This is a genomic window from Myxococcus sp. CA040A, from assembly GCF_013336725.1.
Classification (GTDB): Bacteria; Myxococcota; Myxococcia; order Myxococcales; family Myxococcaceae; genus Myxococcus; species Myxococcus llanfairpwllgwyngyllgogerychwyrndrobwllllantysiliogogogochensis.
Genome location: NZ_JABUMR010000002.1, coordinates 1,036,248 through 1,061,798, shown reverse-complemented (window position 1 = coordinate 1,061,798; position 25,551 = coordinate 1,036,248). Strand labels below are relative to the sequence as shown.

Annotated in this window: 25 protein-coding genes; 11 read left to right on the top strand and 14 right to left on the bottom strand. The window is 68.3% G+C overall.

From position 1 onward, the window contains the following. Window positions 1–18 precede the first annotated feature (18 nt). Complete coding sequence (locus tag HUA75_RS11075; RefSeq protein WP_174456616.1) at window positions 19–942, bottom strand: AgmX/PglI C-terminal domain-containing protein; 924 nt, start codon at window positions 940–942, stop codon at window positions 19–21. A gap of 44 nt (window positions 943–986) precedes the next feature. Between HUA75_RS11075 and HUA75_RS11070 the strand changes: the two genes are divergently transcribed. Then, entirely contained in the window at window positions 987–1,841 is an 855-nt protein-coding gene (locus HUA75_RS11070; RefSeq protein WP_174456617.1) for a tRNA pseudouridine(38-40) synthase TruA, read from the top strand. A gap of 23 nt (window positions 1,842–1,864) precedes the next feature. Here HUA75_RS11070 and HUA75_RS11065 read toward each other — a convergent pair whose 3' ends face one another. Further along, window positions 1,865–2,029 carry a ribbon-helix-helix domain-containing protein gene (locus HUA75_RS11065; RefSeq protein ID WP_141644788.1) on the bottom strand — a complete coding sequence of 55 codons (165 nt, stop codon included), beginning with the start codon at window positions 2,027–2,029 and terminating at the stop codon, window positions 1,865–1,867. Between the two features lie 59 nt (window positions 2,030–2,088). Next, complete coding sequence (locus HUA75_RS11060; protein WP_371746090.1) at window positions 2,089–2,604, bottom strand: hypothetical protein; 516 nt, start codon at window positions 2,602–2,604, stop codon at window positions 2,089–2,091. Window positions 2,605–2,789: 185 nt separating this feature from the next. Between HUA75_RS11060 and HUA75_RS11055 the strand changes: the two genes are divergently transcribed. Next, the gene (locus HUA75_RS11055; protein ID WP_174477066.1) at window positions 2,790–3,722 is read left to right on the top strand and encodes a hypothetical protein; all 933 of its coding nucleotides are present in this window, start codon (window positions 2,790–2,792) and stop codon (window positions 3,720–3,722) included. A 4-nt stretch (window positions 3,723–3,726) separates the two neighbouring features. On the opposite strand, the gene larE is transcribed toward HUA75_RS11055, so the two are convergent. From larE to HUA75_RS11020, 7 genes are all read right to left on the bottom strand, one after another. Further along, window positions 3,727–4,620 carry an ATP-dependent sacrificial sulfur transferase LarE gene (gene larE, locus HUA75_RS11050; RefSeq protein ID WP_141644791.1) on the bottom strand — a complete coding sequence of 298 codons (894 nt, stop codon included), beginning with the start codon at window positions 4,618–4,620 and terminating at the stop codon, window positions 3,727–3,729. A 103-nt stretch (window positions 4,621–4,723) separates the two neighbouring features. After that, window positions 4,724–5,524 carry an adenylyl-sulfate kinase gene (cysC, locus tag HUA75_RS11045; RefSeq protein ID WP_141644792.1) on the bottom strand — a complete coding sequence of 267 codons (801 nt, stop codon included), beginning with the start codon at window positions 5,522–5,524 and terminating at the stop codon, window positions 4,724–4,726. A gap of 201 nt (window positions 5,525–5,725) precedes the next feature. After that, entirely contained in the window at window positions 5,726–6,184 is a 459-nt protein-coding gene (locus tag HUA75_RS11040; protein WP_371746089.1) for a Mov34/MPN/PAD-1 family protein, read from the bottom strand. Beyond that, the gene (locus HUA75_RS11035; RefSeq protein ID WP_174486337.1) at window positions 6,142–6,783 is read right to left on the bottom strand and encodes a ThiF family adenylyltransferase; all 642 of its coding nucleotides are present in this window, start codon (window positions 6,781–6,783) and stop codon (window positions 6,142–6,144) included. Before HUA75_RS11035 ends, HUA75_RS11040 begins: the two co-directional genes overlap by 43 nt. A gap of 6 nt (window positions 6,784–6,789) precedes the next feature. Further along, complete coding sequence (locus HUA75_RS11030; RefSeq protein ID WP_174456623.1) at window positions 6,790–7,062, bottom strand: MoaD/ThiS family protein; 273 nt, start codon at window positions 7,060–7,062, stop codon at window positions 6,790–6,792. 7 nt (window positions 7,063–7,069) lie between these two features. Further along, entirely contained in the window at window positions 7,070–7,309 is a 240-nt protein-coding gene (locus HUA75_RS11025) for a sulfurtransferase TusA family protein (protein WP_174486336.1), read from the bottom strand. A 182-nt stretch (window positions 7,310–7,491) separates the two neighbouring features. Beyond that, on the bottom strand, window positions 7,492–8,259 hold the full coding sequence (locus HUA75_RS11020; RefSeq protein ID WP_174486335.1) for a HesA/MoeB/ThiF family protein: 768 nt from the start codon (window positions 8,257–8,259) through the stop codon (window positions 7,492–7,494). A 99-nt stretch (window positions 8,260–8,358) separates the two neighbouring features. Between HUA75_RS11020 and HUA75_RS11015 the strand changes: the two genes are divergently transcribed. The 4 genes from HUA75_RS11015 (at window position 8,359) to HUA75_RS11000 (ending at window position 11,695) form a co-directional block, all read left to right on the top strand. Beyond that, window positions 8,359–8,859, top strand: coding sequence for a hypothetical protein (locus HUA75_RS11015; protein ID WP_174486334.1), 501 nt, complete (start codon window positions 8,359–8,361; stop codon window positions 8,857–8,859). Window positions 8,860–8,955: 96 nt separating this feature from the next. After that, window positions 8,956–10,239 (top strand): sensor histidine kinase, encoded by a 1,284-nt coding sequence (locus HUA75_RS11010; protein ID WP_174456627.1) that lies wholly within the window; start codon window positions 8,956–8,958, stop codon window positions 10,237–10,239. Further along, a complete protein-coding gene (locus HUA75_RS11005) occupies window positions 10,236–11,003 on the top strand; it encodes a response regulator transcription factor (protein WP_174486333.1) in 768 nt (255 codons plus the stop codon). The genes HUA75_RS11010 and HUA75_RS11005 overlap by 4 nt, the downstream gene beginning before the upstream one ends. 134 nt (window positions 11,004–11,137) lie before the next feature. Beyond that, window positions 11,138–11,695 (top strand): peptidoglycan-binding protein, encoded by a 558-nt coding sequence (locus HUA75_RS11000; protein ID WP_141645629.1) that lies wholly within the window; start codon window positions 11,138–11,140, stop codon window positions 11,693–11,695. Window positions 11,696–11,761: 66 nt separating this feature from the next. Here HUA75_RS11000 and HUA75_RS10995 read toward each other — a convergent pair whose 3' ends face one another. Next, window positions 11,762–12,928 (bottom strand): cellulase family glycosylhydrolase, encoded by a 1,167-nt coding sequence (locus tag HUA75_RS10995; RefSeq protein ID WP_254627491.1) that lies wholly within the window; start codon window positions 12,926–12,928, stop codon window positions 11,762–11,764. A 114-nt stretch (window positions 12,929–13,042) separates the two neighbouring features. On the opposite strand from HUA75_RS10995, the gene HUA75_RS10990 reads away from it, so the two are divergent. Continuing rightward, window positions 13,043–13,924: an ABC transporter ATP-binding protein gene (locus tag HUA75_RS10990; protein WP_141645627.1), complete on the top strand. Its 882-nt coding sequence runs from the start codon at window positions 13,043–13,045 to the stop codon at window positions 13,922–13,924. Between the two features lie 13 nt (window positions 13,925–13,937). Then, window positions 13,938–17,543 (top strand): M1 family aminopeptidase, encoded by a 3,606-nt coding sequence (locus HUA75_RS10985; protein ID WP_174486331.1) that lies wholly within the window; start codon window positions 13,938–13,940, stop codon window positions 17,541–17,543. Between the two features lie 18 nt (window positions 17,544–17,561). Here HUA75_RS10985 and HUA75_RS10980 read toward each other — a convergent pair whose 3' ends face one another. The 3 genes from HUA75_RS10980 to HUA75_RS10970 form a co-directional block, all read right to left on the bottom strand. Further along, window positions 17,562–18,092 (bottom strand): DUF2378 family protein, encoded by a 531-nt coding sequence (locus HUA75_RS10980; RefSeq protein WP_174486330.1) that lies wholly within the window; start codon window positions 18,090–18,092, stop codon window positions 17,562–17,564. Between the two features lie 126 nt (window positions 18,093–18,218). Then, window positions 18,219–19,322 carry an ankyrin repeat domain-containing protein gene (locus tag HUA75_RS10975; protein ID WP_174486329.1) on the bottom strand — a complete coding sequence of 368 codons (1,104 nt, stop codon included), beginning with the start codon at window positions 19,320–19,322 and terminating at the stop codon, window positions 18,219–18,221. Window positions 19,323–19,397: 75 nt separating this feature from the next. After that, complete coding sequence (locus HUA75_RS10970) at window positions 19,398–20,270, bottom strand: helix-turn-helix domain-containing protein (RefSeq protein ID WP_141645623.1); 873 nt, start codon at window positions 20,268–20,270, stop codon at window positions 19,398–19,400. 179 nt (window positions 20,271–20,449) lie between these two features. On the opposite strand from HUA75_RS10970, the gene HUA75_RS10965 reads away from it, so the two are divergent. From HUA75_RS10965 to meaB, 3 genes are read left to right on the top strand one after another with little or no spacing between them, the layout of a single operon-like run. Then, the gene (locus HUA75_RS10965) at window positions 20,450–22,363 is read left to right on the top strand and encodes a methylmalonyl-CoA mutase subunit beta (protein ID WP_174486328.1); all 1,914 of its coding nucleotides are present in this window, start codon (window positions 20,450–20,452) and stop codon (window positions 22,361–22,363) included. Then, entirely contained in the window at window positions 22,363–24,552 is a 2,190-nt protein-coding gene (scpA, locus tag HUA75_RS10960) for a methylmalonyl-CoA mutase (protein WP_174456635.1), read from the top strand. The genes HUA75_RS10965 and scpA overlap by 1 nt, the downstream gene beginning before the upstream one ends. Next, on the top strand, window positions 24,549–25,532 hold the full coding sequence (meaB, locus tag HUA75_RS10955; protein ID WP_174456636.1) for a methylmalonyl Co-A mutase-associated GTPase MeaB: 984 nt from the start codon (window positions 24,549–24,551) through the stop codon (window positions 25,530–25,532). The genes scpA and meaB overlap by 4 nt, the downstream gene beginning before the upstream one ends. Window positions 25,533–25,551: the final 19 nt, after the last annotated feature.

Genomic DNA, 25,551 nt, shown 5'->3' with positions numbered 1-25,551 from the left:
GTGGGCAAGAAAGTGGCCCTACCCCCGCTTGCCGATATTGAACGACAGGCCCACCGTCGCCCGCTCTCCGTCGTAGGCCCGGAACGGCCACTTCTGCAGCTCCGTGAAGAGGCAGTCGTAGAGTGGGCCCTTCTTGAACTGGGGGTTGTCCACCCACAGCTTGTTGACCTTGCCGTCGTTGCCGATGACGAACTCCAGGGGGATTTTCGTGGCCAGCCCGGGACTGCGCTCGGCCTCCTCCTTGAAGCACTTGAAGAGCGTGGACTTGTTGCCCGCGACGATGCGGTTGATGGCGGACTGGTCGAACTGCTGCGCCACCTCCATGCCCTCGGCGTCCGTGTTCACGCTCCCCGAGGGACGCGGCGGCTTGCGGTCCTCCGTGCGTGACGCGGAGGCCACCGCCGTGGGCTTGCCCGTGCCGTTCGCGGGTTTCGTCGTGCCCGTCTCCCCGGGTTTGGTCGGCCGGGCGGAGCCTTGCGTGGGGTAATCGAAGAGTTCCTCGTTGTCCTGGCGCGCTTGCGCCACGCGGATGACGGGGGCCTCCATCTCGATGCCCTCGAACTCGTCCTCTCCGAACCAGCCGTGCACCGCGGCGTTGCGCGCCAGCAGCAGGCCCGCGCTGCCGAGCACCAGCGCCAGCGCACCCGCGACGCCGCCGAGCACCATCACCCGCTTGCGGTTCTTCTCCCGCTCCACCAGGACGGCCGCGTCCACGCGCACCCGTGCCTCGGAGAGCGCCACGTGCACCTTGAAGGGCTCCACATCTTTAATGGGGTGGAAGTCCCTCTCGCCGGCCAGGGCCAGAGGGGAATCGGGCGTCAACTCGCCCGTCTTGAGCTTCTCCACGATCTGGGAGCCACTCACCGGTCCAAGGACCAGGTCTCCATGTCGGAAGAGCCACTGCCCATCCACGTCCGCCGCGAGTTCTTGTCCAGCTGCCATTTCACGCGCGATTATCCCGTGTTACCCCGCGCCCTCGCAACGCCGTGCTTACTTCGACCTCCAAGCGGATTCCTGTCGCACTGTGGATCTGGTACCGCGGCGGAAACTTCCGCGGGTTCCAGCGCCAGCCGGAAGGCCCCACCGTCCAGGAGGCCCTGGAGGGGGCCCTGCGCTCGGTGGGCGTGCCCGCGACGGTGATGCCCTCGGGGCGGACAGACCGGGGCGTCCATGCGCGAATGCAGGTGGTGAGCGTCCGGCTGGAGGCGGGAGACTCACCCGAGTCGCTCGCCCAGCGACTGCCCCCGCACCTGCCCGCGGGGCTCGGGTTGTGCCTGGTGCGCCGGCCCGGCTCCTTCCATGCCCAGTGGAGCGCGAGCGGCAAGGAGTATCGATATCGACTGTGGCTGGGCGGCGAAGCGCCGTCGCCGGAGTGGGCGCCCTACTCGCTCGACGTGGCGGGCGAAGCGGGGCTCCAGGGACGAGGCGCGACGGTGACACCCGAGCGGGTGGCGGAGCTGCTCGCCATGGCGGCGGGCACGAGGGACTTCATCGCCTTCCATGAGAAGTCCAGCCCCCGCAAGCCGCGCACGCTGGAGTCCGCCACCCTGCACGAGCGGGGCGGTGGCCTTTACGAGGTGAGGCTGACCGGGGACGGCTTTGCTCGCTACCAGGTGCGCTACGTGGTGGGTGGCGCGCTGAAGGTGGCGGCGGGGCTGCTGCCAGAAGAGGCGTGGCTCGCGGCCCTGGAGACGGGGGCGGCCATGGAGGGCTTCAAGGCGCCCGCTCACGGCCTGATGCTCTGGGAGGTCCGCTACCCTCCTGGAGTGGATCCCTTCACCGCCCCGGAGCGTCTCCACCCTCCAGGGCTGCCGCTGGAGCCACCCTTCCTACCCGGGTGACACGCGGCGGATCCTCGCGCTGATCAGTCGACGAGGCGCTCTTCGTACTTCGCCAGCAGATCCGAGATGGCCTCTCGGAGGTATTCGCTCTGACGGATGCGGGTGGTGCGCGACAGCTCCTTCAGAGCATCGAGCTTCTCGCGGTTCAGCCGGAAGACCACCGAAGTGAGACGGGGATTCATGTCCAAGTGCGCAACCTCCTACAGATGCGCACACCATCTCACAGACCTATTTGATCGCAAGATTTTCACTCGGATCCGCCTACCGGGAAGATCCACTGCAGCCCGGTGAAGCCCTCGGCATCGGCGCGCAGTCCGGATCCGAACCCGAGCGTGAGCCCGAGTCCCCCGTACACCGCGAACCGCTCCGAGAAGGTGTGTCGCAGGCCCAACGCTACGCGAGGCCCCACCCACGGCCCAGAAAACGGACGCACGACGGCGCCGAGATCCACGAAGGACTGCCAGGACTCGTCCCCGAAGACGCTCCGGAAGCCCCCCACCAGCGAGAGATCCGGCTCCCGGAGGCTGCCGCGGATCAGCACGAAGACCTCGTCCCCGTCGTAACCCACCGTGAGGCTGGCCCCCACGTCGAGCAGCGCGTCCAGCCCCTTCACCACCTCGGCATCCCCGCTGTCGATCAACTCCGTATAGGAGGCGCCCGGGCCGAGGATCAGCGAGAAGGCACTGCGGTCCCGGTACGGAGAGTCCACGTACTCAGCGGCCAGTGCGCCCCTCGGCGAGAGCACCGTGATCAGCAGCGCCACGACCCTCTGAGGATTCGTCAGCACCGAGGACCGTCTCGACGTCACTGTGCGCTCGCGAGGCATCTTGCGACCGCGTGTTCTACCAGCCTCCAGGGCACGCGCGGACTCATCCCGGGGCACTCCCCGTCGTTTGACGCGATCACCCCGTACTCCTACGGTTCATCGCTCCAGTGGAGACCATGAAAATGAAGAAGTTGAACCTGAGCGCATTGCTTCTCACCCTGCTCGTCGCGGCCTGCGGCGGGTCGTCCGGGACGGGCCTGGACGACGTGCCCGAGTCCGAGGGCGTCATCCAGGTGCCGTTGATCACCACGGGGACGAGTGGCCAGACGTTCCGTCTGGTCGGGGCAACGTTCGACATCACCGGGCCGAAGAACCACACCATCACCGACACGTCCGCGGACACAGTGGCCGTGCAGCTTCCGGCGGGTGGGTACACCATCCAACTCCAGGGCGAGTGGCACATCGAGCGTGTCGGCGCACCGGGTCAGTCGATTCCCGCGACGCTCATCTCCCCCAACCCCCTGTCCTTCACGGTCGCCGAGGGAGAAGCGCGCACGGTGCGCTTCCTCTTCAAGACGCCCGCCGAGGGCACCACGGACGTGGGCTTCAGCGTGGACACGGGTGGCTGGCTCGCGGGCACCCTGGACTTCACGAACTCGCCGATACCTCCCAGCTCCGAGCTTTATGAACTGACAGGGAAGACGGTGCCGTTCGCCATCAGCTTCGAGTCCGCCCAGGTGCGCCAGGGCAACGACTCCTCGTTTGGCTCTCATCTGATGGTGACGACCAGCCCCGTATCGGTCCAGTTCGGAGGGGCCTACTCCGCCGTCCTGAATGAGCGCGTCGCACGGACGCTGTCGGCCCACGAACTCAACTTCATCGTCGCTAAAGGGGGCCCCGCCGTTGGACTCCGTGTGCGGAACCTTTCCCTCTGGGGCTTCGATGGGGCTGCACTTGAGCTATCGATGGCCGAGAGTGCGAACTTCCCGGGATACACCGACGCCATGGGCTTCCCCCTCCCAGGCATCTACCAGGTAGAGGGCCTCGTGATGCTCGGCCGCCCCTTCGGAGATCGGATCCCGGGCACCCTGCGCGCCACACTGTCTCCCAAGTAATCCCTCAGCTCACGACCGGCAGTGCGAAGCCCGTGGCCCCCTGGGTCGCGGGCTTCGTCACGCCAGCGGCCTCGTTCAGGCGGCCGGAGCGGAACGGCTCCAGGTCCAACGCCACGAACTTGAACCCCAGCGCCAGGAACGCGGTGTTGATCCGCTGGCGCACGTCCGCGACGAGGAACCGCTCGTACTCCTCGGCGGCCACTTCCAGGCGCGCCACGTCGCTGTGGTAGCGCACGCGGAACTGCCGGAAGCCCAGCTTGCGCAGCTCCGACTCGGCCGCGGCGATCTGCAGCAACCTGTCCCGCGTCACCGCCGTGCCATACGGAATCCGCGACGCCAGGCACGCCATCTGCGGCTTGTCCCACGTGGGCAGCCCCAGGAACTGGCTCCAGGCGCGAATCTCCTCCTTCGTCAGCCCGGCCTCCGCCAGCGGAGAGCGCACCGCGTGCTCACGCGCCGCCTTGTGCCCCGGCCGGTGGTCCTTGAAGTCGTCCGCGTTGAAGCCGTCCACCACCACCGCCAGCCCCAGCTCCTTCCGCTGGACCTCGCAGATGTCGTACAGCTCCGTCTTGCAGAAGTAGCAGCGGTTGGTGGGGTTGGCCGCGTACTGCGGATTGGCCAGCTCGTTGCTGCCCAGGACGACGTGCCGGGCCCCCATCTTCTCCGCCAGCTCCCGCGCCTCCTGCGCCTCCTCGGGGGCCACCGAGGCGGACAGCGCCGTGAGCGCCAGGGCACGCTCGCCCAGCTCCTCCACGGCCACCTTCAGGACGAAGGTCGAATCCACGCCTCCCGAAAAGGCCACCAGCGCACTTCCATGGGCGCGCAGCGCGGCGCGCATGGCCTCCAGCTTGGGACGCGACGACTCACACAGGGCCTGGATTCGCTCGGGGCTCAGCATGGGGGACTCCTAAAACGAAAGGGCCCCGGATTGCACGCGCATCGCGCGGCAACCTGGAGCCCTTGACTTGAAGTGGAACGAGGGCCGTGTCCGGCCCCCCTCTTCAGCGGGACTTGCCCTTCGCGGGCTTCTTCCCCGCGGGAGCCGGCTTCGCAACGCGGGCAGCGCGCGTGGCGGGACGCGACTTCGCGCCCTTGTCCGCCTTGTCCGCCTTGGCCGGCTTCACCTTGGCGGCCACCTTCGGCTCCTCCGCCCGACGGGCTTTGGCACCGCCGCCCTTCTCGGGCTTTTCGGCCTTCTCCGCCCGCTCGCCCTTGGCCGGCAGCGGGTTGGCCTTCATCTTCTTGCCGGTGATGATCTTCAGCTCCTCGGTGGTCATGTAGCCGAGGTCCAGCAGCGACTGGAAGATCTTCGCGGCGCCGTCCTCCACCGACTCCACGTCGGAGTGGATGGTGACTTCCGGCGAGTTGGGCGGCTCGTACGGCTCGGTGATGCCGATGAAGTTGGGGATCTCCCCGTTGAGCGCCTTCTTGTAGCGCCCCGTGCTGTCGCGCTCGATGAGCTTCTCGGTGGGGCAGTCGACGTAGACCTCCACGTAGCGACCGATGGCGCGGCGGTTCTCCTCACGCTTCCCCTTGTAGGGGCTCACGCAGGGCACCAGGGCGGCGACACCATTGCGCGTCAGGACGTTCGCCACGAAGCCGAGACGACCGGCGATCGTGTTGCGCTCATCCTTCGAATCACCCAACCCCGCCCACAGCTCGTCGGCGAGCTCCCCCTCGTCGAGGATCTCCACGTTGCGGCCGACCTGACGGAGCCGCGCCGCGATGTAAGCGGCAGTGGTGCTCTTACCGGTCCCGGACATGCCGGTCAGCCAGAGGGTGAATCCAGTGTTGGAGGCCATAAGGGTTTTCAACTCCCTGCGTCCGGAGCGCTTCTTGCACGCCGCGGTGGACGCCGCAGATCCAGAAGATGGACGTGGTTATAGACGAAAACCCACTCACTTGACAATTCAGGCGCACCTTTCCGCAGGTAGGGGTAACAGGCGGTCAAGTGCTTGCGCATACTGGGCTTTTTCGTTCTTGCAATGGTCTTTTCAGACCCGTCACGTCTGAAAATCTCCATCCCTCCACACGTACTCGGACACCCAGGAGACACAGCCTCGGTGTACGGATGCGATGAGATAGGAAACTCCCGGTAGGAGCGGATGCCCGGCGGGGGCGGCCAGGGAGCGGTCCTCGCTCGAAAAAGTGGGAGGCCCGTCTACATGGGAGTGGAACACACTTACGACCTGCTCTCCCCGTGTTTCCGCCTGGAGGCACACCGCCAGCCACTCCTCGGGGGCGAAGGCATAGGCGTGTACCGGGCGCGGGGACGCGTTGCGCAGGGGGCACACCCGCCAGGAGCCATCCCCGGGAGCGTGGAGGATCACTCCGCAGCCCTCCAGCGGGTAGCACGACTCCAGGTGCTGGATGACTTCGCGACGGACCGCCTCCGGCCAGCGCGGATCCGACCAGGGCATCACGGCGAAGAAGGCTCGGCTCGCGAGGCGCAGCGCGAGCACTGGCGTACGTCCATCTCCTCCAGCCCTCCCGGGGGCACCAACCAGCGGCCGCCCAGGGCCGGCTCCAGGACCAGCTGGAGACGTTGGAACACCATGGCGCCCAGCGTCCCGAGCGCCACGCCCAGCGCGCCATCGGGAGGCGGCCCCAGGTGCCGCACCGTTTCTCCGAAGCACCAGACGCAGCCCTTCGCGCCCCGGAACACCACGCCGGCCCGAGCGCCATCGCCGCAGAGCGCCACCCAGGGGGCATCCCCGCTCCACGCCGTGGGCAGTTCCGCCAGCAGTCCGCCGCCACGCTCCGGATTCGCCGCGTCCGGGTTGAGCGCCGCCACCTCGCGGGCCAGCGTCACCGCCACGGGCTGACCCACGTCCGTCGCCGACATGAGGAAGCCTGGAGCCCACGGCCCCAGCGTCAGCGAGCCCACCCCGGCCACGGGTGATCCTCCCCCCGCCAGATACGCCGCCGCCGTCATCCCCGAAGCGCCCGTGGCGTCCACGCGCGCGCCGCCGGACAGGAGCGCTTCCTGGCCTCGACCGCCCACCTCGCGCAGGAGGATCTGCCGCGAGTAACGGAGGATCTGATCTTCACGCAGGGCCATGCGACGTCACCCTCCCGCCATCGCCGGGATGAGGGTGAGCCGATCCGCGTCCTTCACCGGTGTGTCCAATTCGCGCAGGGCGCGGATGTCCTCCTCATTGAGGAAGACGTTGACGTAGCGCCGGACGGCGCCGCGCTCGTCCAGCAGTCGCGAGCCGATGCCGGGGTAGCGCGCGTCCAAATCCGTCAGCACCTCGCGCACGGTGGCGCCGGAGGCGCTGACCTCCGCCTGATTGCGCGTCAGCGTCCGCATCGTCGAGGGAATCCGAATCGTCGCCATGGCTCACTCACCTTCCCTGCTTGCGGAGCACCAATCGGTGCGTTCCATCGTCGCGCGACTCGAGGGAGACGACTTCATGCCCCTCCTCGCGCGCGCTGCGGGGAACGTTCTTCAGCGGCTCGGTGCCCCGGAGCAACACTTCCAGCAACGCCCCCGACTCCAGCGCCTCCAGGCGCAGCTTGGTGCGCACGTAGGTCATCGGGCAGACCTCGCGAGTGATGTCCAGCGTCGCCGGCACCTCGCTCATGGCCGTGTCTCCGCGCACCGACGAGCAGAGCGCTGTACCTGGAGAACATCGAGGAGGCCCGACATCGCCGTCGCCGAGCTCATGGCCGTGCCTCCGCGCACCGACGAGCAGGGCGCTGTACCTGGAGAACATCGAGGAGGCCCGACATCGCCGTCGCTGGCCTCATGGCCGCGCCTCCGCCCTCAGCGCGCGCATGCCGTGCCCTCCTCGGGGAACGTCGGAACAGCGGTGATGCGGCAGCCTGGACAGTCCTCGGCCCGCTCGACGCGCGTACGCCGTCCCAGCAGCGTGTTCCCATCCAGCACGTGCAGCGTGGCCTCACCTGGCACACGGCGCGCGGCGCCGGCCAGCAACTCCAGCACCAGCAGCGCCTGCACCGAACCCACCATCCCCGCGAGCGAGCCGAGCACTCCCGCCTGCGCGCACGTGGGTACCGAATCTGGTGGAGGCGGCGATTCATAGAGGCAGCGCAGACAGGGCCCCTGGGGCTCCACCCGCATCGCCTGCCCCTGCATCCGCAGCACGCCTCCGTAGACGAGCGGGACGCCCGTGAGCACCGCCACGTCCGAGAGGAAGAACTTCGTCCCCACGCCATCGGTGGCATCAATGACGGCGTCATGCGCGCGGAACAGTCCCTCCACATTGTCCGCGTCCACGCGCTCCGGAAGCACGTCCGTCGTCAGCGCGGGGAAGGCCCGCATGAGCCCCGCCGCCGCGGACTCCGCCTTGTTGCGCCCCACGTCCTGCGCGCGGTGCCAGAGCTGCCGGGGCAGATTCGTCATGTCGACCCGGTCCGGGTCCGCCAGCGTCAGGTGGCCGACACCGGCCTGGGCCAGCGCCAGCGAGGCCGGGCAGCCAAGCCCGCCTGCTCCCACGACGAGCACCCGCGAGCGCTCGATGCGGGAGGCGTGGGGAATCCGGGGATGGTGGTGCTCTTCTGGGCCGTGCATCGATTGCTGCTCCGCGAGGGCGGATGCGAATAACGTGCGGGACCCTGCGTCGCACCTGTCAACAGTTGGGCGCAGGCGCCCTTTCCACAGCCAGGACATATGAGAAACCTGACCTGCGTGCTCGTCTTTTCCACCACCCTGCTGCTCGTCCACGGTTGCCACAAGAACACCGGCGAGGCCCAGGGCCCCGCGGACGCATCGCTGCCGGCGGCTGACGCCCAGGGCTCGCCCGAAGCGGCGAAGTTCCCCGCCGACAGTGGCCAGGCGCTCCAGGAGGCCGCGCCCACCGGCTCCGAGAAGGCGACCGCCGACTCCGGCACGCTCACGTCCGGCACGCCCGACGCGGCCACGCCTCCCCAGCGCACCCTCAAGGAGACCGGCACCCCCGAGGCCCACCGGGCCGCGCTCGAGTCCTGCGTGGACCGCTGGCTCAAGAAGCACAAGCTGGACGAGTACGGCAACGCCGAGGGCACCATGTACGCGGGCGGCACGCCCCTCTTCGACGAGCGCACCGGCGAATCCACGGACCGGCTGACCTACGTGTTCAACCACAAGCCCGAGGCCCGCAAGGTCTGCATGCAGCCCTCATCCCCCCGGTGACAACGCCGTCTCGCATGCCTCCCCGCCCGCCGGGGAGGTGGGCGAAGCACCCCAGGGATTCCCGCACACCCGGCGGCTCTCGTAAGCTGCCACCCAATGAATTCGAATCTCGCCCTCGGCGAGGAGACCCCGGCCAATGACCTCCGCGCGCGAGTGCGCGAGGTCCTCCTGCGCCGCAAGCTGACGGACAGCGTCTCCACGGAGCAGGCCACCGCGTCCTGGGAACAGGACCGGTTCGTCGCCCGGGCCCGCGCCCTCTTCTATGCGCGAATGATGTTCCTCACGCTGGGATTGCTCATCCTGGCGGTGCCCACCTGGAGCGGCTACTTCGGTCTCACCGGAGCCTTCTCCTTCCTGGGCTACTTCACGATGCTGCTCTACAGCGTCGCGAACCTGCTCGTCATCGACCACCCGAAGGCCGGCCGCTGGGTGACGTACACCACGCTGTGCCTGGACCTGGTCATCCTCGTGGTGCTCATCGCCAAGCCCGTGGTGGGAGGTGGCCTCCAGAGCCCCCTGCTGGCCACGCAGCTGCTCTTCACCACCCTCTTCTCCATCCTCTACCCCAAGCCGCTCGCCATCCTGCCGCCACTGCTGGCGCTGCCGATCACCACGCGGCTGGACCTGCTCCTCAACCGCTCCGTGACGGCGGTGGAGCTGCTCACGCTGCTCTGGTACCTGGCGCTCAACTTCATCATCGTCTACGTGCTCGTGTACCTGAACGAGCGCGAGGCCGCCGCGCACCGCGAGGTCGTGGCCCTCCAGGGAGACCTCAAGGAGCTGGCCGTGGTGGAGGAGCGCAACCGGCTGGCGCGCGAGATTCACGACGGCCTGGGCGCCTCGCTCTCGTCGATGATCATCCAGGCGGAGTACATCCTGAACCTCGCGAACGAGGACGGACTGCGCTCGGAGATTCGCGAGCTGAAGGCCACCGCCGAGGAGTCCATCGACGAGCTGCGCCGCAGCCTGCAAATGATGCGCGAGGACTTCGAGCTGTCGCAGGGCCTGGAGGACTACGCCAAGACGTTCCAGGAGCGCACGGGCCTGTCCATCCAGTTCGAGCGCACGGGCCCGCAGCGCAAGCTGTCCCCCGACACGCAGCTCGCCCTCTTCCGCATCCTCCAGGAGTGCCTCTCCAACGCGGTGAAACACGCCGAGGCGAAGCTCGTGCAGGTGAAGCTCGACTACGCCGAGGAGCACGTGCACCTCATCGTCCACGACAACGGCAAGGGCTTCGACCCGCAGCGCACCCCGCGCGGACACTACGGCCTGCTGAACATGCGCGAGCGCGCCATGAAGCTCGGCGGCCAGCTCATCGTGGATTCGTCACCGGGCTCGGGCGCCCAGGTGGCCTTCTCCCTCCCCAGCCCCCCGACATGACCGGAGCCCCCGTGGATGCCCCGCAGCCTCCTTCCACTCCCGCGCAGCCGCCCATCCGCGTCTTCGTCGTGGAAGACCAGACCAAGATCCTCAAGAACCAGCTGCGCCTCTTCGAGGGCCACGCGGAGATCGACATCGTCGGCACCGCGCTGTCCGGCGAGGCCGCCCTGGAGGAAGTCCCCCGCGTCATGCCCGACGTCCTGCTCTTGGACCTGGGCCTGCCCCGCATGAGCGGCATCGACGTGACGCGCGAAATCAAGGCCGTCTACCCGAAGATGGAGATCCTCATCTTCACCATCTTCGACGAGGAGGACAAAGTCCTCGAGGCCGTGAAGGCCGGGGCATCCGGTTACATGCTCAAGGGCTCGCCGGTCGACAAGATCATCGAGGCCATCAAGGAAGTCCGCGCGGGCGGCACCGTCATCCAGCCCAACCTCGCGCGCAGACTGCTGCGTCACTTCCGCGTCGACCCGGATGCCACCCCCATCCCTTCCGAGCCCGCGTCGCCTCCTCCCGCGGCCCCCACTCCCGCCGCGGCGAACCCCTCCCTCGAAGAGCCCCTGCTCAAGCCCCTGTCGGACCGCGAGCGCGAAATCCTCCAGCTCATCGCCAAGGGCGTCTCCAACAGCGAAGCCGCCCGCCTCCTCAGCCTCAGCAAGGCCACCATCCGCACCCACCTGGAGCACATCTACCGGAAGCTCGAGGTGACCAACCGCGTCGAGGCCGTCACCGAGGGCATCCGCAAGGGCCTCATTTCGGTGTGACGCGACATTTTCAAGCAGGGTCTAAAAACAGACATTCCCCGCTTTATCCCACTTAAGCCGCAACTCACGGACATGGGCACCGATAACCCTCTTGTACGAAGCCTTCCGCCTTCGGCGAGAGAAAGAGGCCCTCCATGCTCCAGGTCGGTACGCGCGGTTCGGATGTGACGCGGCTGCAGAAGACCCTGGCCAAGGCCGGTTACAACCCCGGCACGGCGGACGGAATCTACGGCGCGAAGACGAAGGCGGCGGTGACGGCCTACCAGAAGCAGCACGGGCTGAAGGCGGACGGCGTCGTGGGCAACAACACGGGCCGCTCCATCTTCAACTCGCGCAACCAGGACATGTGGGACGGCAAGCCGGATGGCACCAAGGGCCCCGGCGGCGTCCCGGGCAATTTCCCGGTGAACGGCACCAACCGCCAGAAGCTCGACTTCGCGTCGAACCTGGCCCGGCAGATGGGGCTCACCATCACCTCCACCACGGGTGGCCAGCACACGCCGGGCTCGTACCACTACAAGGGCCGCGCCATCGACGTGGCGGGCAGCCCGGCGAAGATGGCCGAGTACTACACGCGCCTTGCGGGCACGAAGCCCACCGAGCTGTTCTATGACCCGAAGGGCGGCATCAAGAACGGCACGCCCATTGGCGCCATCGGTGGCCACGGCGACCACGTGCACGTCGCGTACTGAGTCCCCGTCACTGTCGTGACACCTTTGGCCCGGTGGGAGCACGACTCCCAACCGGGCCTTCGTGTGTCAGGGCCTCGCCGCGCCCGCCGCTTCCACGACGAGGTCGGCATAGCGGTTGGCCGGGTCCTCCGGCCGCGTGCCATCGCGGAAGTAGAACGTGTGTTCGTCCCACGCGTCGGGCCGCGCGTCGTTGGCGAACATCCACAGCGCGCCAGCGCCCACGCCTGATTTGCGCATGCACTCCAGCCAGCCGCGATACAGCGCGCGGCGCTGGGACAAATCCAGGGCCCCTTCGTTGCGCAGCCCCAATTCGCCCACGAACAGTGGCTTGCCCAGCCCCCGGGCGATGTCCGCGTGCTCGCGAATCCACCGCGCTCCCGCCTCGGCCATGTCCGCGTCGTCCAGGCCCCAGGACTCCGGATAGAAGTGCACCGACGCGAAGTCGATGTACGGCGACGCGGTGTTGCGCGTGAAGCTGGAGCCGGGCGTGCGCAGCATCGTCGTGCCCGCGCGAGCCCAGAAGGCGCCGTCGTAACCCTCCGACGACGGCTCGAAGCCCTCCTCTCCCGTCCCCACCAGGTGGCCTGGCGCGCGGGACTTCACCTCGCGCGCCACCTCATCCACCCACGCCCGCATGCGCGCGCCCTCCGCGTCCAGGCCCCGGCCGCGCGGCTCGTTGAGCAGCTCCCACGCGAGCACCGCCGGATGGTCGCCATAGCGGATGCCATCCTCCGTGTTCACCCGCTCCAACATCCGCGCGATGTGCTCCTTGTAGAGCGCCACGACGACGGGGTCGGTGAAGAAGCGCGGGTCGCCCTGAATGGGAGAAGGCAGCCCCGCCCACGTCACATACTGGCGAGTGCCACCGTAGGCATCCCAGTAGTTGCCGAGCGTGAGCACCAGCCTGACGCCATGCACTCGCGCGCGGGCGAGCAGCCGGTCCAACCCTCGCAGGGCGACCTCGTCGTACTGGAGCGGCCCCACCTGGATGGTGCTGTCGCCCACCTTCTCCGGCGCTTCGTTGTGGCCATTGGTCCGCAGCGCCACGGCGCCGAGCGCCGCCGCCTTGGCCAACACCTCCTCGACGATGGGTGACTCATGCAGCCCACGGCGCACGTCGCGTGCGGCCTCCTCCTGGAGGAAATAGGAGTTGAGCACCATGCTGCCCACCGGCAGGCGCTCCAGGCGCAGGGGCTCGGCGCTCCCACAGTCGGCCGCCGCTGCCTCCAACATCACCGGCTCCCCCTCTCCACACGCGCACAGCAAGAGGACGGGCGCGAGGCAGGGACTCCAACGCGGCGAGAACATGGAGCGCATGGTAACGGATGGGCTAGGTTGATGCCCGACATGGAGCTCCGACTCGAAGGCGTGTCCAAGACGTACCCCAATGGAACGCGGGCGTTGCACGACGTCTCCCTCACCATTCCGCGCGGCATGTTCGGACTGCTCGGCCCCAACGGTGCCGGAAAGTCGACGCTCATGCGCAGCATCGCCACGCTGCAGGACGTCGACGGCGGAACGATGACCTTCGACGGCATCGACGTGCGCCGCGACAAGGACAAGCTGCGCGACGTGCTGGGTTTCCTGCCCCAGGACTTCGGCGTGTATCCCAAGGTGACGGCCTGGGACATGCTGGACCACCTCGCGCAGCTCAAGGGCCTGTCTCAGCGCGGCGCGCGCCATGACGCGGTGAAGGCGCTGCTCACCAAGACGAACCTGTGGGAGCACAGGGACCGACGGCTCGGCGGCTTCTCCGGCGGCATGAAGCAGCGCTTCGGCATCGCCCAGGCGCTGCTGGGAGACCCCAAGCTGCTCATCGTCGACGAGCCCACCGCCGGCCTGGACCCGGCCGAGCGCTTCCGCTTCCACAACCTGCTCGCGGAGATCAGCGCGGACGTCGTGGTACTCCTGTCCACGCACATCGTCTCGGACGTGGCGGACCTCTGCCAGAACATGGCCATCCTCGCCCAGGGCAACGTCGTGGCCAGCGGACACCCGCTGCGACTGGTGGACGCGCTGCAAGGGCGCGTGTGGAAGCGCTTCGTCACGAAGCAGGAGGAACTGGACGCGTTGACGAAGGAGCTGGAGGTCATCGCGGTAAGACGCGTGGCCGGCCAGCGGTTGGTGCACGTCCACGCGGAGAGCGCACCGGCGGGCTTCGAGCCCGCGAGCCCCGACCTGGAAGACGTCTACTTCCACGCGCTCTCACGCGCGTCGAAGAAGGCGTGAGCGAGGACACCCCATGTTCAGCGCTCTCGTGACATTCGAATTGCGGCGCCGGGTCAAGATGCTCTCGACCTGGATCTACGCCGCCGTGCTGGCGGGCGCCGGCATGCTGTTGATGATGGCCACCGGTGGCGTCTTCCGCAGCGTCTCCGCCAGCTCCGGCTCCGAGCGCGTGCTGGCCAACAGCCCGCACACGCTCCTGGGATTCACCACCACCATCGCCCTGTTCGGCCTCTTCATGGTCGCGGCCATCTTCGGACAGGCCGCGCACCAGGACTTCGGCCACGGGACGTGGATGCTCATCTTCACGAAGAACGTGAAGAAGACGCCGTACCTGCTCGGCCGCTTCCTGGGCGCGTATCTCTTCAGCGCCGGACTGATGCTGGCCATCATTCCCGGCCTGCTCGTGGGCGCCGGCGTCGTGTGGCTGGTCGACAAGACGCAGCTCGCGCCGCACCAGACCCTCGCCTACGTGTGGCCGTACCTGGTGGGCGTGTGGCCCACGCTGTTCTTCGCGGGCACGGTGTTCTTCTCACTGGCCGCGCTCACGCGCCGCATGGCCCCGGTGTACGTGGGCATGGTGGTGCTGGTGCTGGGCTACCTGGTCATCAGCTCCGCCATGTCGGACGTGGCCAACCAGGAGCTCGGCTCGCTGTTGGACCCGTTCGGGTTCACCACCATCGAGACGGTGACCCGGTACTGGACGCCCGCGGAGCGCAACCGGGACCTGATTCCGTTCACCGGCTGGCTGCTCATCAACCGGCTCGTGTGGAGCGCCGTGGGCGCCCTGCTGCTCGGCCTCACGGTGGCGCGCTTCCGGACCACCGTGGAGGAGCACAGTGGTGCTCGCCCCGCGGCACGCGAGGAGGCGCCCGCCGCGCCCGTGGCCATCCCCACCACGCGGCCCGCGCCCACGTTCGGAAGCTGGGTGCGCACGGCCATGTCCTCCGCGTGGCTGGCGTTCCGCGACGTGCTGCGCTCGCCGGTGTACTGGTCCTTCGTGGTGGCGGGCCTGGCCTTCGTGACCATCGCCTCGCTGATCTCCAAGCAGATCTTCGGCACCGCCACCCTGCCCGTGACGTGGCAGGCGCTGGAGATGGCCACGTCCACCTTCCATCCCTTCGTACTCATCACCCTGACGTTCTACGCGGGGGAGCTGGTGTGGAAGGAGCGGGACGCGGGCCTGGGTGACATCGTCGACGCGACGCGGGCTCCGACGTGGGTCGGCTACTCCGCGAAGTTCGGGGCGCTGCTGCTGGTGGTGCTGTCGCTCAAGGGCGTCGTCGCGCTCGCGACAATCATCTCCCAGGTGAGCCGGGGCTTCTTCGACATCGAGTGGTGGCTGTACTTCACGGACATCCTGCTGCTCGACTTCACGCACAACATCCTCCTGTGCGTGCTCGCCTTCTTCGCGCAGGTGCTCATCCACCACAAGTACGTCGCGTACCTGGTCATGGTGCTCTACTTCGCCTCGCAGGCCGCGTTGGGGCTGCTGGGCATCGAGGACCCGCTGGTGCGCTATGGCTCGGAGCCTGCGGCGCCCTACTCGGACCTGAACGGCTATGGCCACTTCCTGGCCTCGGTCGCCTGGCACCGCCTGTATTGGTACGGACTGGCCACGCTCATGGTGGCCGCGGGCGCGCTGCTCGTCGTTCGGGGACGTGGGACGGCCTGGAAGGAGCGGCTCGCTGAAGCGCGGGCCCGCCGCACCCCGGCCTGGACGGTGACCGCCATCCTCGCGGCGCTCGTGTTCGTGGGGACTGGCGCGTTCATCACCTACAACACGCGCTTCCTCAACCCGTACGTCACGGCGAAGGACAGCGAGCGCGCGCTCGCCCGCTATGAGAAGGACTACAAGTCCTTCGCCGCCCTGCCCCATCCGCGCGTCACCGCGGTGGACGTCACCTTCCACATCCACCCGGAAGAGCGACGCATGGAGGCGCTGGGCACCTATCGCGTGCGCAACAAGACGGAGCAGCCCATCTCCCAGGTGCTCATGGAGCTGCCGCGCGACGCACGCGTGCGCAAGCTGTCCCTGGCGGGCGTGGACACCCCGGCGAAGCGCGACGAGTCGCTCGGCCTCTTCGTCTTCCAGTTGCCCACGCCGCTGGCTCCCGGCGGCGAGGCGGACCTGGTGTTCGACCTGGAGTACGCGCCACGCGGCATGAGGCATGGCTCGACGCGCACGGACATCGTCGAGAACGGCACCTTCTTCAACAGCGGCAACCTCCCCACGCTGGGCTATCAGGAGGACGCGGAGCTGGTGGAGGACGGTGACCGCAAGGAGTACGGCCTCGCGCCCAAGGAGCGCCTGCCGGACCGGGATGACTCGAAGGCCAAGGGCAACAACTACATCACCCAGGACGCGGACTTCGTCAGCTTCCAGGCCACGGTGAGCACCTCGGCGGATCAGATCGCCATCGCCCCCGGCTACCTGGAGAAGGAGTGGACCGAGGGGAACCGGCGCTTCTTCCGCTACAAGATGGACCAGCCCATCCTCAAGTTCTACTCGGTGCTGTCCGCGCGCTACGCGGTGGCGCGCGACACGTGGAAGAACGTGGCGCTGGAGATCTACCACCACCCCACGCACGTCTATAACCTGGACCGGATGATGCGGGGGATGAAGGACACGCTGGAGTACTGCACGGAGAACTTCGGGCCGTACCAGCACCGGCAGGCCCGCATCCTGGAGTTCCCCCGCTACGGTGCCTTCGCGCAGTCCTTCCCCAATACGATTCCGTACTCGGAATCACTGGGCTTCATCGCCCGCGTGCGCGACGGCAGCCCCGATGACGTGGACTACCCGTACTACGTCACCGCGCACGAGATTGCCCATCAGTGGTGGGCCCACCAGGTGGTGGGCGCGCGCGCGCAGGGCAGCACGATGACGTCGGAGACGATGTCCCAGTACACCGCGCTGATGGTGATGAAGCACCGCTTCGGCGCGACGAAGATGAAGCGCTTCCTCAAGTTCGAGCTGGACGGCTACCTCATGGGCCGCGCGCTGGAGCGGAAGAAGGAAGTGCCGCTGTCCCGAGTGGAGAACCAGATGTACATCCACTACCAGAAGGGCAGCCTCGCCATGTACGCGCTGCAGGACTTCATCGGCGAGGAGCGCGTCAACCGCGCCATGAAGCGCTACGTGGACAAGGTCCGCTTCCAGGGGCCGCCGTACACGGGCTCCGCGGAGCTGCTCGGCTTCCTGCGCGAGGAGACGCCGCCGGAGTATCAGTACCTCCTGGAAGACCTCTTCGAGACCATCACCCTCTACGACAACCGCGCGGTGTCCGCGACGATGCGGCAGAACACCCAGGGGACCTGGGACGTCACGCTCAAGGTCATCGCGAAGAAGTTCCGCAGCGACGACAAGGGCAACCAGACGGAGCTGGAGTTCTCCGACTGGATGGACGTGGGCGCGCTCGACAGCAACGGCGAGGCGCTGTTCCTGGAGAAGCGCAAGGTGGGCAAGGGGGAATCGGAGATCACCTTCACCGTGCCGGTGCAGCCGGCCGAGGTCGGCGTGGATCCCCTCAACAAGCTCATCGACCGCCAGTCACAGGACAACGTGACGGAGCCCAAGGTGGCCGCGGCGCTCGCGATGGGGAGCCCCACCCAGCCCTGAGCAACCCCTCCGAGGGCTTCACCAGCGAATGCGCAGGTCGAAGCCCTCCGTCTCATACCGTTCGACGTCCACGGTGACACTCAGGGCGCCCGCCTGCTTCAGGGCGCCCTCGCACGTGCCGGCGGCGGCCTCCGCGGGGAACGGGTAGTCGCGAAACTTCACCCGATAGTCCTGGGGCGCGAGCAGCGCGGTCTGGATGTTCACCGGCTCGAACACGGAGCTGAAGCTGAGCGCCACGCGCTTCATCGCCCGCTCCGGCCCGGCCACCTTGAGGGCCATCCCCACCACGCGCCCCACCAGCGTGTCGAAGTACTGGCGGAGCAAATCCCGTCCCATCTCCCGCTGCGCCTGCTTGGACGCGAGCCCCCCATACGTCGTGCGCAGCACCAGCGACTGGCAGGCCAGGAACACGGAGCTGGGATAGCTGGCCCGGGGCTTGTCCACGTCGTAGCCCGCGGCGAGGAAGTCGGCGCGCATGGCCGCGTCGGGGTTCGCGCAACGGACCAGCGACTCGAACAACGTGGACTGGACTCTGACCTCGGTCGGCATGTGGGGCGACACCCTAGGGGAGCCGCGTCATCCGGTCATGACGCGGTGGTTCAAGACGTGGGCAGACCTTCGCCCACCCTCGACCGACAGCAGCGAGGCCCCGCTCACTCGGCTCCCGAAGGCGCGCTAGGAATCCACCCGCTCCGAGACCTCGAAGCGTCCCGCCGTGACGACGTGCTTGTTCTCCACGACGAGCTTCGCGGCGCGCAGGGTGCCCCGGACCTCCAGGGCGTAGTCGTTGTACTGCGCCGTGACGTGCGTGGCCTCCAGATTGCCGCCGATGATGACCGGGCCCTGGGACTTGAGCGTCTCGCAGGTGAAGTCACCGCCGACGAACAGCGAGGCGCCTTGGGGGTTTGCGGCCCCACCCTTCACCGTCAGGTTGCCCGTCACCATCAACGCGCCGACCTTCAGCGGGCCTTCGACCTCCAGGTTGCCGTGATGGACGTAGCTCGACTTGGAGACCTTCTTCACCTTCTTGTCCTTGGGCGGCTCCGCGATGGCCGCCTGGATGAGCTCGATGCCCGCGAAGACGAGGTCCGGGTTCATCGAGGACTGTTCCTCGATGCCCTCGAAGAACGCATCGATGGTGACGAAGTGCGCCTCCACGAAGACCGCGTCCATGATGAGGCGAAGCTTCTCCCACGAAGCGGGTCGCACGCCCGGCGGCGCGGTACCTTGGAGAAAGCGGACGACCTTCTCTTCCGACAGGCCCTTGGGCTTCTTGGGTGGAGGCGGGCGCTGGGACTTCGTCGGCAGCAGCAGCTCCACCAGCAGGGCTGGAACCTTGCGGCTGTGTCGAGAGGTACGCGCCGCGCCCAGCACGCTCTGCCCTCCTGGAGTCAGGCCGCGAGGGTCCGCGCCCTGCTCGATGAGGAACCGGACCACGCGGTCCGCGCCGAACTCCGCCGCGCGGTGCAGCGGCGTGTCGTAGCGGTGTGGCGCGAGGAGGTTGGCGCCGTACTCCTTCAAGAGCTGGAGGAGCTCCACGTTGTTCTGGGTGACGGCGAGCAGCACCGGCGTGTGCTGGTTCTGGTCGACGAAGTCCAGGCTCACACCCCCGGCGAGCATCTGACGGATCTTCCCGAGCGCCACCTCGTTCTCCGCACGCTCCTTGGCCAAGCGCTCGTCGAAGCTGTCCGCTTCGTAGACCTGAACATGGTCCTCGAGGTGTTTATGGCTCTGGACTTGTCGGAAGAGTTTGGTCAGCTCGTACTGCTGTTCCGTCATGGTGTGTGGCCTCGGCGCTTCGCGAATCCATCGCGTGACTCGGGCGTGAATGCAACCCCGGACACGGGCCGTGCCTCAGTCCGCGCGCGTTCCACCCAGCGCGGGCAATCGCCGACGGAGGAACTCTCCAGGAGGACCTCCCGTGAACTGCCGGAAATCGCGAATGAGGTGGGCTTGATCGAAGTAGCCCTGCTCCAACGCGAGGCGGGCCTGGCTCTCCGCCGCGCCGGACTTCAGCACCTGGATGACACGGTCGAAGCGGATGAGTCGCGCGAGCAGCTTGGGCGTCAGGCCCAGCTCCTGACCACATCGCGCGATGACGTGCTTCTGGCTGAAGCCCAGCTCCCGGGCCAGCTCACCAATCTCCACCTGTCCGCCACTGGCGCGCAGCCGCTGCCACGTCCAGATGATGACGGGTGAAGCCTCGGGCGCCGTGAGGATGCGTGAGAGGAGGAGCTGGTCCAGCAGCGCGAAGCGGGCCTCCCAGGACGGCGCCTCGACGAGCCGCTCCGTGAGCAGCGGCCCCTCCGCGCCGAGCACCGACTCCAGTCCGACGACCTGCCGCGCGAGGTGATGCAGCGGCATGCCGAAGAACCGTCGTGCGCCCACGGGCGTGAAGTTCACCTGCATGCCGTTCATCGACCCGGCCGTCTCGGTGATGGAGTACCCGTCATCCAGCCCCGCGACGAAGCCGACCGGATGTCGGCCGAGCGGTCGCCCCGTCCTCGGGTCGACGATGCGCAGCGGCGGGCCGAAGTCGATGATGAGCACGACTTGCGGCGCGGGAAGCTCGCGTCGACGCACCGGGCCAGGGGTGGATTCACGATAGCCGCAGTAGTCGTGGACGTGCTCGCGCAGTCGGGCGTCGGGAGTGCCGAACACCAGCTCCCAACCACCCTGCTCGGAGGCCTGCCGGACCACTCGCGCATGGGGGCTTTGCGTGGTCATGCGGCACCCTCCGAAGACACGCCGTGTTGACGCCTTAGCATGGCCACCGGTGCCAATAAGGGACTTCCGGTGCCCGCCAACAAGGACCGGCTTCACCTCGCCATTGCCGCGGCCCGTTTTTGCGCCTATGGGACGGGAACGGCCCGTCTCACGGTGCCACTCCCCTGCGAGGACACAGCATGTCGCAAGTGCCTCTTCACATCGCCACCGAGTTCCCGGCTCGCTCGCTCGAAGAGTGGCGCCGACTCGTGGATAAGGACCTGAAGGGCAAGCCCTTCACGTCGCTCCAGTCGCCGCTGGAAGGCGGGCTGACGCTCCAACCCCTCTACGATTCCCAGGACGCCGCGCCGCCGCCCCCGGGCGTCGCGCCGTACGTGCGAGGCACGCAGGCCCTGGGCCACACCGAGGGTGGATGGCTGGTGTGCCAGGAGTACGCCGAGCCCGACATCGCCGTCGCCGCCGAGGCCATCCGCAATGACCTGGAGCGCGGCACACTGGCGGTCTGGCTCTGCCTGGGCCCCACTCGCGGCATCCCCGTGAAGGACGAGGCCACGATGGAGCAACTGCTGGCCTCGGTGCTCCTGGCCCGCACTCCCGTGCACCTGGAGTCCGAGGCGGCGCCCGTCTCCATGGCGTCCCTGCTGTTGGGCGTCGCCACCAAGGCGGGTGTGTCGCGCAAGGCGCTGAGCGGCTCGCTGGGCATCGACCCGCTGGGCATCCTCGCTCGCACCGGCGCGCTGCCGGGTGGCGTCGACGCGATGTTCACCGAGGCCGCGCCGCTCGTCACTTCGCTGAGCGGGAGCACGCCGGAGCTGCGCGCGCTGCTCATCTCGACGCGGGCGTACTCGGACGCGGGCGCCACGTCGGTGCATGAGCTGGCGTGGGCCATCGCCACGGGCGTCGAGTACTTGCGCGGGATGGAGCGCGCAGGCGTGCCGCCGGAGGTCGCGGCGCGCTCGGTGCAGTTCGCGCTGTCCGTCGGCGGACAGTTCTTCCCGGAGATCGCCAAGCTGCGCGCCGCGCGGCTGCTCTGGGCCAAGGTCGTCGCCGCGTCGGGCGGCTCCCCCGAGGCGCAGGCCATGCGGCTGCATGCGCGCACCGCGAGCGCCACGAAGACACAGCGCGACCCGTGGGTGAACATCCTGCGCGGCACGGCCGAGTCCTTCGCAGCGGTCGTCGCGGGCGCGGACAGCATCAGCACGTCGCCCTTCGACGAGCCGCTGGGTGCTCCCGATGAAGGCGCGCGCAGGCTCGCGCGAAACACACAGCTCATCCTGCGCGACGAGTCCAGCCTCAACCGCGTCGCGGACCCGGCAGGAGGCAGCTACTACCTGGAGCAGCTCACCACCGAAATCGCGCGCGCGGCCTGGACGGAGCTGCAGCGAATCGAAGGCCTGGGCGGCATGGAGAAGGCGCTCACTCAAGGCGATATCGCCCGCGTGCTCACGGAGACGCGCGCGGCGCGGGACAAGGCCGTGCGCACGCGCAAGCAGCCCATCGTCGGAGTGAGCGAGTTCCCCTTCCTGGGTGAGACGCCCGTGAAGCGCGAGGCCCGCAAGGCCTTCGGCGCCGAGGAATCAGGGCGAGTCCCCGGCATCAAGGAGAGCGCGGAGGTGAGCAGGAGTGTGGGCCTCAAGCCCTCTCGCATCTCGGAGCCTTTCGAGCTGCTGCGCGACGCGAGTGATCGCACGCTCGCGGCGAAGGGCCAGCGCCCCACCGCGTTCCTCGCGAGCCTGGGCGCGGTGGCGGAGCACACGACACGGTCCATGTGGGTGGTCAACGCGCTGGCCGCGGGAGGCATCGAGTCGCGCGAGAAGCACGGCTTCGCCGACCCCGCCGCCGCCGTGGCCGCCTTCGCGGAGTCCGGCGCGTCCCTCGCGGTCATCTCCGGACCGGACGCGATGTATCCGGAGTGGGTGCCCGCGCTGACCAGCCAGCTCAAGGCCAAGGGCGCACGCGTGGTCGCCGTGGCGGGTCGTCCTGGTGACAACGAGGCCGCGTTCCGCGCGGCTGGTGTGGACCTCTTCATCTACGCGGGAGCGGACCTGTTCTCGCTCCTGTCCTCGCTGCACGCGCAGCTCGGAGTGGCCTGATGCGCACCCACGTCCCGAACTTCTCCGGCATCGACTTCGACGCACCCGAGACACAGGCGCCCACGCCCGCACTCAATGCGCAGGGCAGCCAGGCCGCCACCAGCCGGCGCGACGCCGAACACTGGGACACGCCCGAGGGCATCCCGGTCAAGCCCGTGTACACGCGCGAGGACCTGGCGGACGTCGAACACCTGGGCTCGCTGCCGGGCCTGCCGCCCTTCGTGCGCGGCCCCTACTCCACCATGTACGTGCAGCAGCCGTGGACGGTGCGCCAGTACGCGGGCTTCTCCACGGCCGAGGCGTCCAACGCCTTCTACCGGCGCAACCTCGCGGCCGGTCAGAAGGGCCTGTCCATCGCGTTCGACCTCGCGACGCACCGGGGCTACGACAGCGATCATCCTCGCGTCGCGGGCGACGTGGGCATGGCGGGCGTGGCCATCGACTCCATCAAGGACATGCGCATCCTGTTCGACCGCATCCCGCTCGACCAGATGAGCGTGTCGATGACGATGAACGGCGCGGTGCTGCCCATCCTCGCGCTCTACGTCGTCGCGGCCGAGGAACAGGGCGTCAAGCCCGAGCAGCTCAGCGGGACCATCCAGAACGACATCCTAAAGGAGTTCATGGTCCGCAACACGTACATCTACCCGCCGGGCCCGTCGATGCGCATCATCGGCGACATCTTCCGCTTCACCGCCGAGAAGATGCCGCGCTTCAACAGCATCAGCATCAGCGGCTACCACATGCAGGAGGCGGGAGCGACGCAGGACCTGGAGCTGGGCTACACGCTCGCGGACGGCGTGGAGTACGTGCGCGCGGGTCTCGCGGCGGGCCTGGGAGTGGATGCCTTCGCGCCCCGACTGTCGTTCTTCTGGGCCATCGGCATGAACTTCTTCATGGAGGTGGCGAAGATGCGCGCGGCCCGGATGATCTGGGCCAGGCTCATCAAGGGCTTCAACCCCAAGAGCGACAAGAGCCTGGCGCTGCGCACCCACTCGCAGACCTCCGGCTGGAGCCTCACCGCGCAGGACGTGTACAACAACGTGGTGCGCACCTGCGTGGAGGCGATGGCCGCCACCCAGGGCCACACGCAGAGCTTGCACACCAACTCGCTCGATGAAGCGATCGCGCTGCCCACCGACTTCAGCGCGCGCATCGCCCGCAACACCCAGTTGTATCTCCAGCTCGAGAGCGGGACGACGCGCGTCATCGACCCGTGGGGCGGCAGCTACTACGTGGAGCGGCTCACCCACGAGCTCGCGCAGAAGGCCTGGGGCCACATCCAGGAGGTCGAAGCGCTGGGTGGCATGACGAAGGCGATTGAAGCGGGCCTCCCCAAGCTGCGCATCGAGGAGGCGGCGGCCCGCACCCAGGCGCGCATCGACTCCGGCCGTCAGGCCATCATCGGCGTGAACAAGTACCCGCCCGAGCGCCCCGACAACATCGAGATCCTCAAGGTGGACAACTCCGCGGTGCGCGAAGCGCAGATCGCCCGGCTCAAGGAGCTGCGCGCGGAGCGCAACGCGGAGGAAGTGCGGCGGAGGCTGGACGCGCTGACGGAGGCGGGCCGACGCAACGAGGGCAATCTCCTGGCGCTGGCCATCGACGCGGCGCGGGCGAAGGCCACGGTGGGAGAGATCAGCGACTCGCTCGAGAAGGTCTTCGGGCGCTACGAGGCCACGGTGCGAAGCGTGTCCGGCGTGTATTCGAGCGAAGCAGGCAAGGACTCCCAGGGAATCATCCAGGCGCGCGCCGCCGCGGACACGTTCCTCGCGCGGTTCGGCCGTCGGCCGCGCATTCTCATCGCGAAGATGGGGCAGGACGGGCATGACCGGGGACAGAAGGTCATCGCCACTGCCTTCGCGGACCTGGGCTTCGACGTGGACATCGGCCCGCTCTTCCAGACGCCCGAGGAGTCCGCGCGTCAGGCCGTGGAGAACGACGTCCACGTCGTGGGCGCCAGCTCCCTGGCCGCGGGCCACCTCACGCTGGTGCCACAGCTCAAGCGCGCCCTGCGCGAGCTGGGCCGCGAGGACATCATGGTCGTCGTCGGCGGCGTCATCCCGGCGCAGGACTATGACGAGCTTCGCGCCGCGGGCGCCGCCGCCATCTTCGGCCCCGGCACCGTCATCTCGAAGGCCGCGGTGGAGCTGCTGGAGAAGCTCTCGGCGGCGCAGGAGGAGGCGTGAAGCTGCTGACGGCGGAGGCCTATGTGGAAGGCGTCCGCTCGGGCGACCGGTCCGTGCTGGCTCGCGCCATCACCCTGGTGGAGAGCGGGCACCCGCGCCACCAGTCGCTCGCCCAGGAAGTGCTCACCCGGTTGCTCCCTCACACGGGTGGCAGCCGACGGGTGGGCATCAGCGGCGTGCCCGGCGTGGGCAAGAGCACCTTCATCGACGCGCTGGGCATGCACCTGGTGGGCGAAGGAAGGCGCGTCGCGGTGCTCGCCATCGACCCGTCGAGCACCATCTCCGGCGGCAGCATCCTGGGCGACAAGACGCGCATGGCCCGGCTGTCGCGTGAGACGGCGGCCTATATCCGTCCCAGTCCCTCCAGCGGAACGCTGGGCGGTGTCGCGCGCAAGACTCGCGAGACGCTGCTCCTGTGCGAGGCCGCGGGCTTCGACGTGGTGTTGGTGGAGACGGTGGGCGTGGGCCAGTCGGAGACGGTGGTCGCCGACATGGTGGACTTCTACCTGGTGCTGATGCTCGCGGGTGCGGGGGACGAGCTCCAGGGAATCAAGCGCGGCATCCTGGAGGTGGCGGACATGCTCGCCATCAACAAGGCGGACGGTGACAACCAGCCCCGCGCCGAGCGCGCTCGCGCCGAGTACCGCGCCGCGCTGCACCTGATGCGTCCCGGCAACGAGCCCGTGGTGACGACGTGCAGCGCGATGGAGGGCACGGGCATCGCTTCGCTGTGGAGTTCGCTGGAAGCGCAACTGGACAAGCGCGTGGCCTCTGGAGCGATGGAGCAGCGTCGGCACGCTCAGCAGGTGGGCTGGATGTGGTCCATGGTGCAGGACGGCCTGCGGGCGGCCCTGCATGCGAACCCCACGGTGGCCGCCCTGTTCCCCCAGTTGGAACATGACGTGCGTGAGGGCCGTGCCACGGCGACGTCCGCCGCACTGCGCGTCCTGGGTGCATTCCTCCCGGAATCGAGGGCTTGACAGTCCGCGTCGAGCCTCG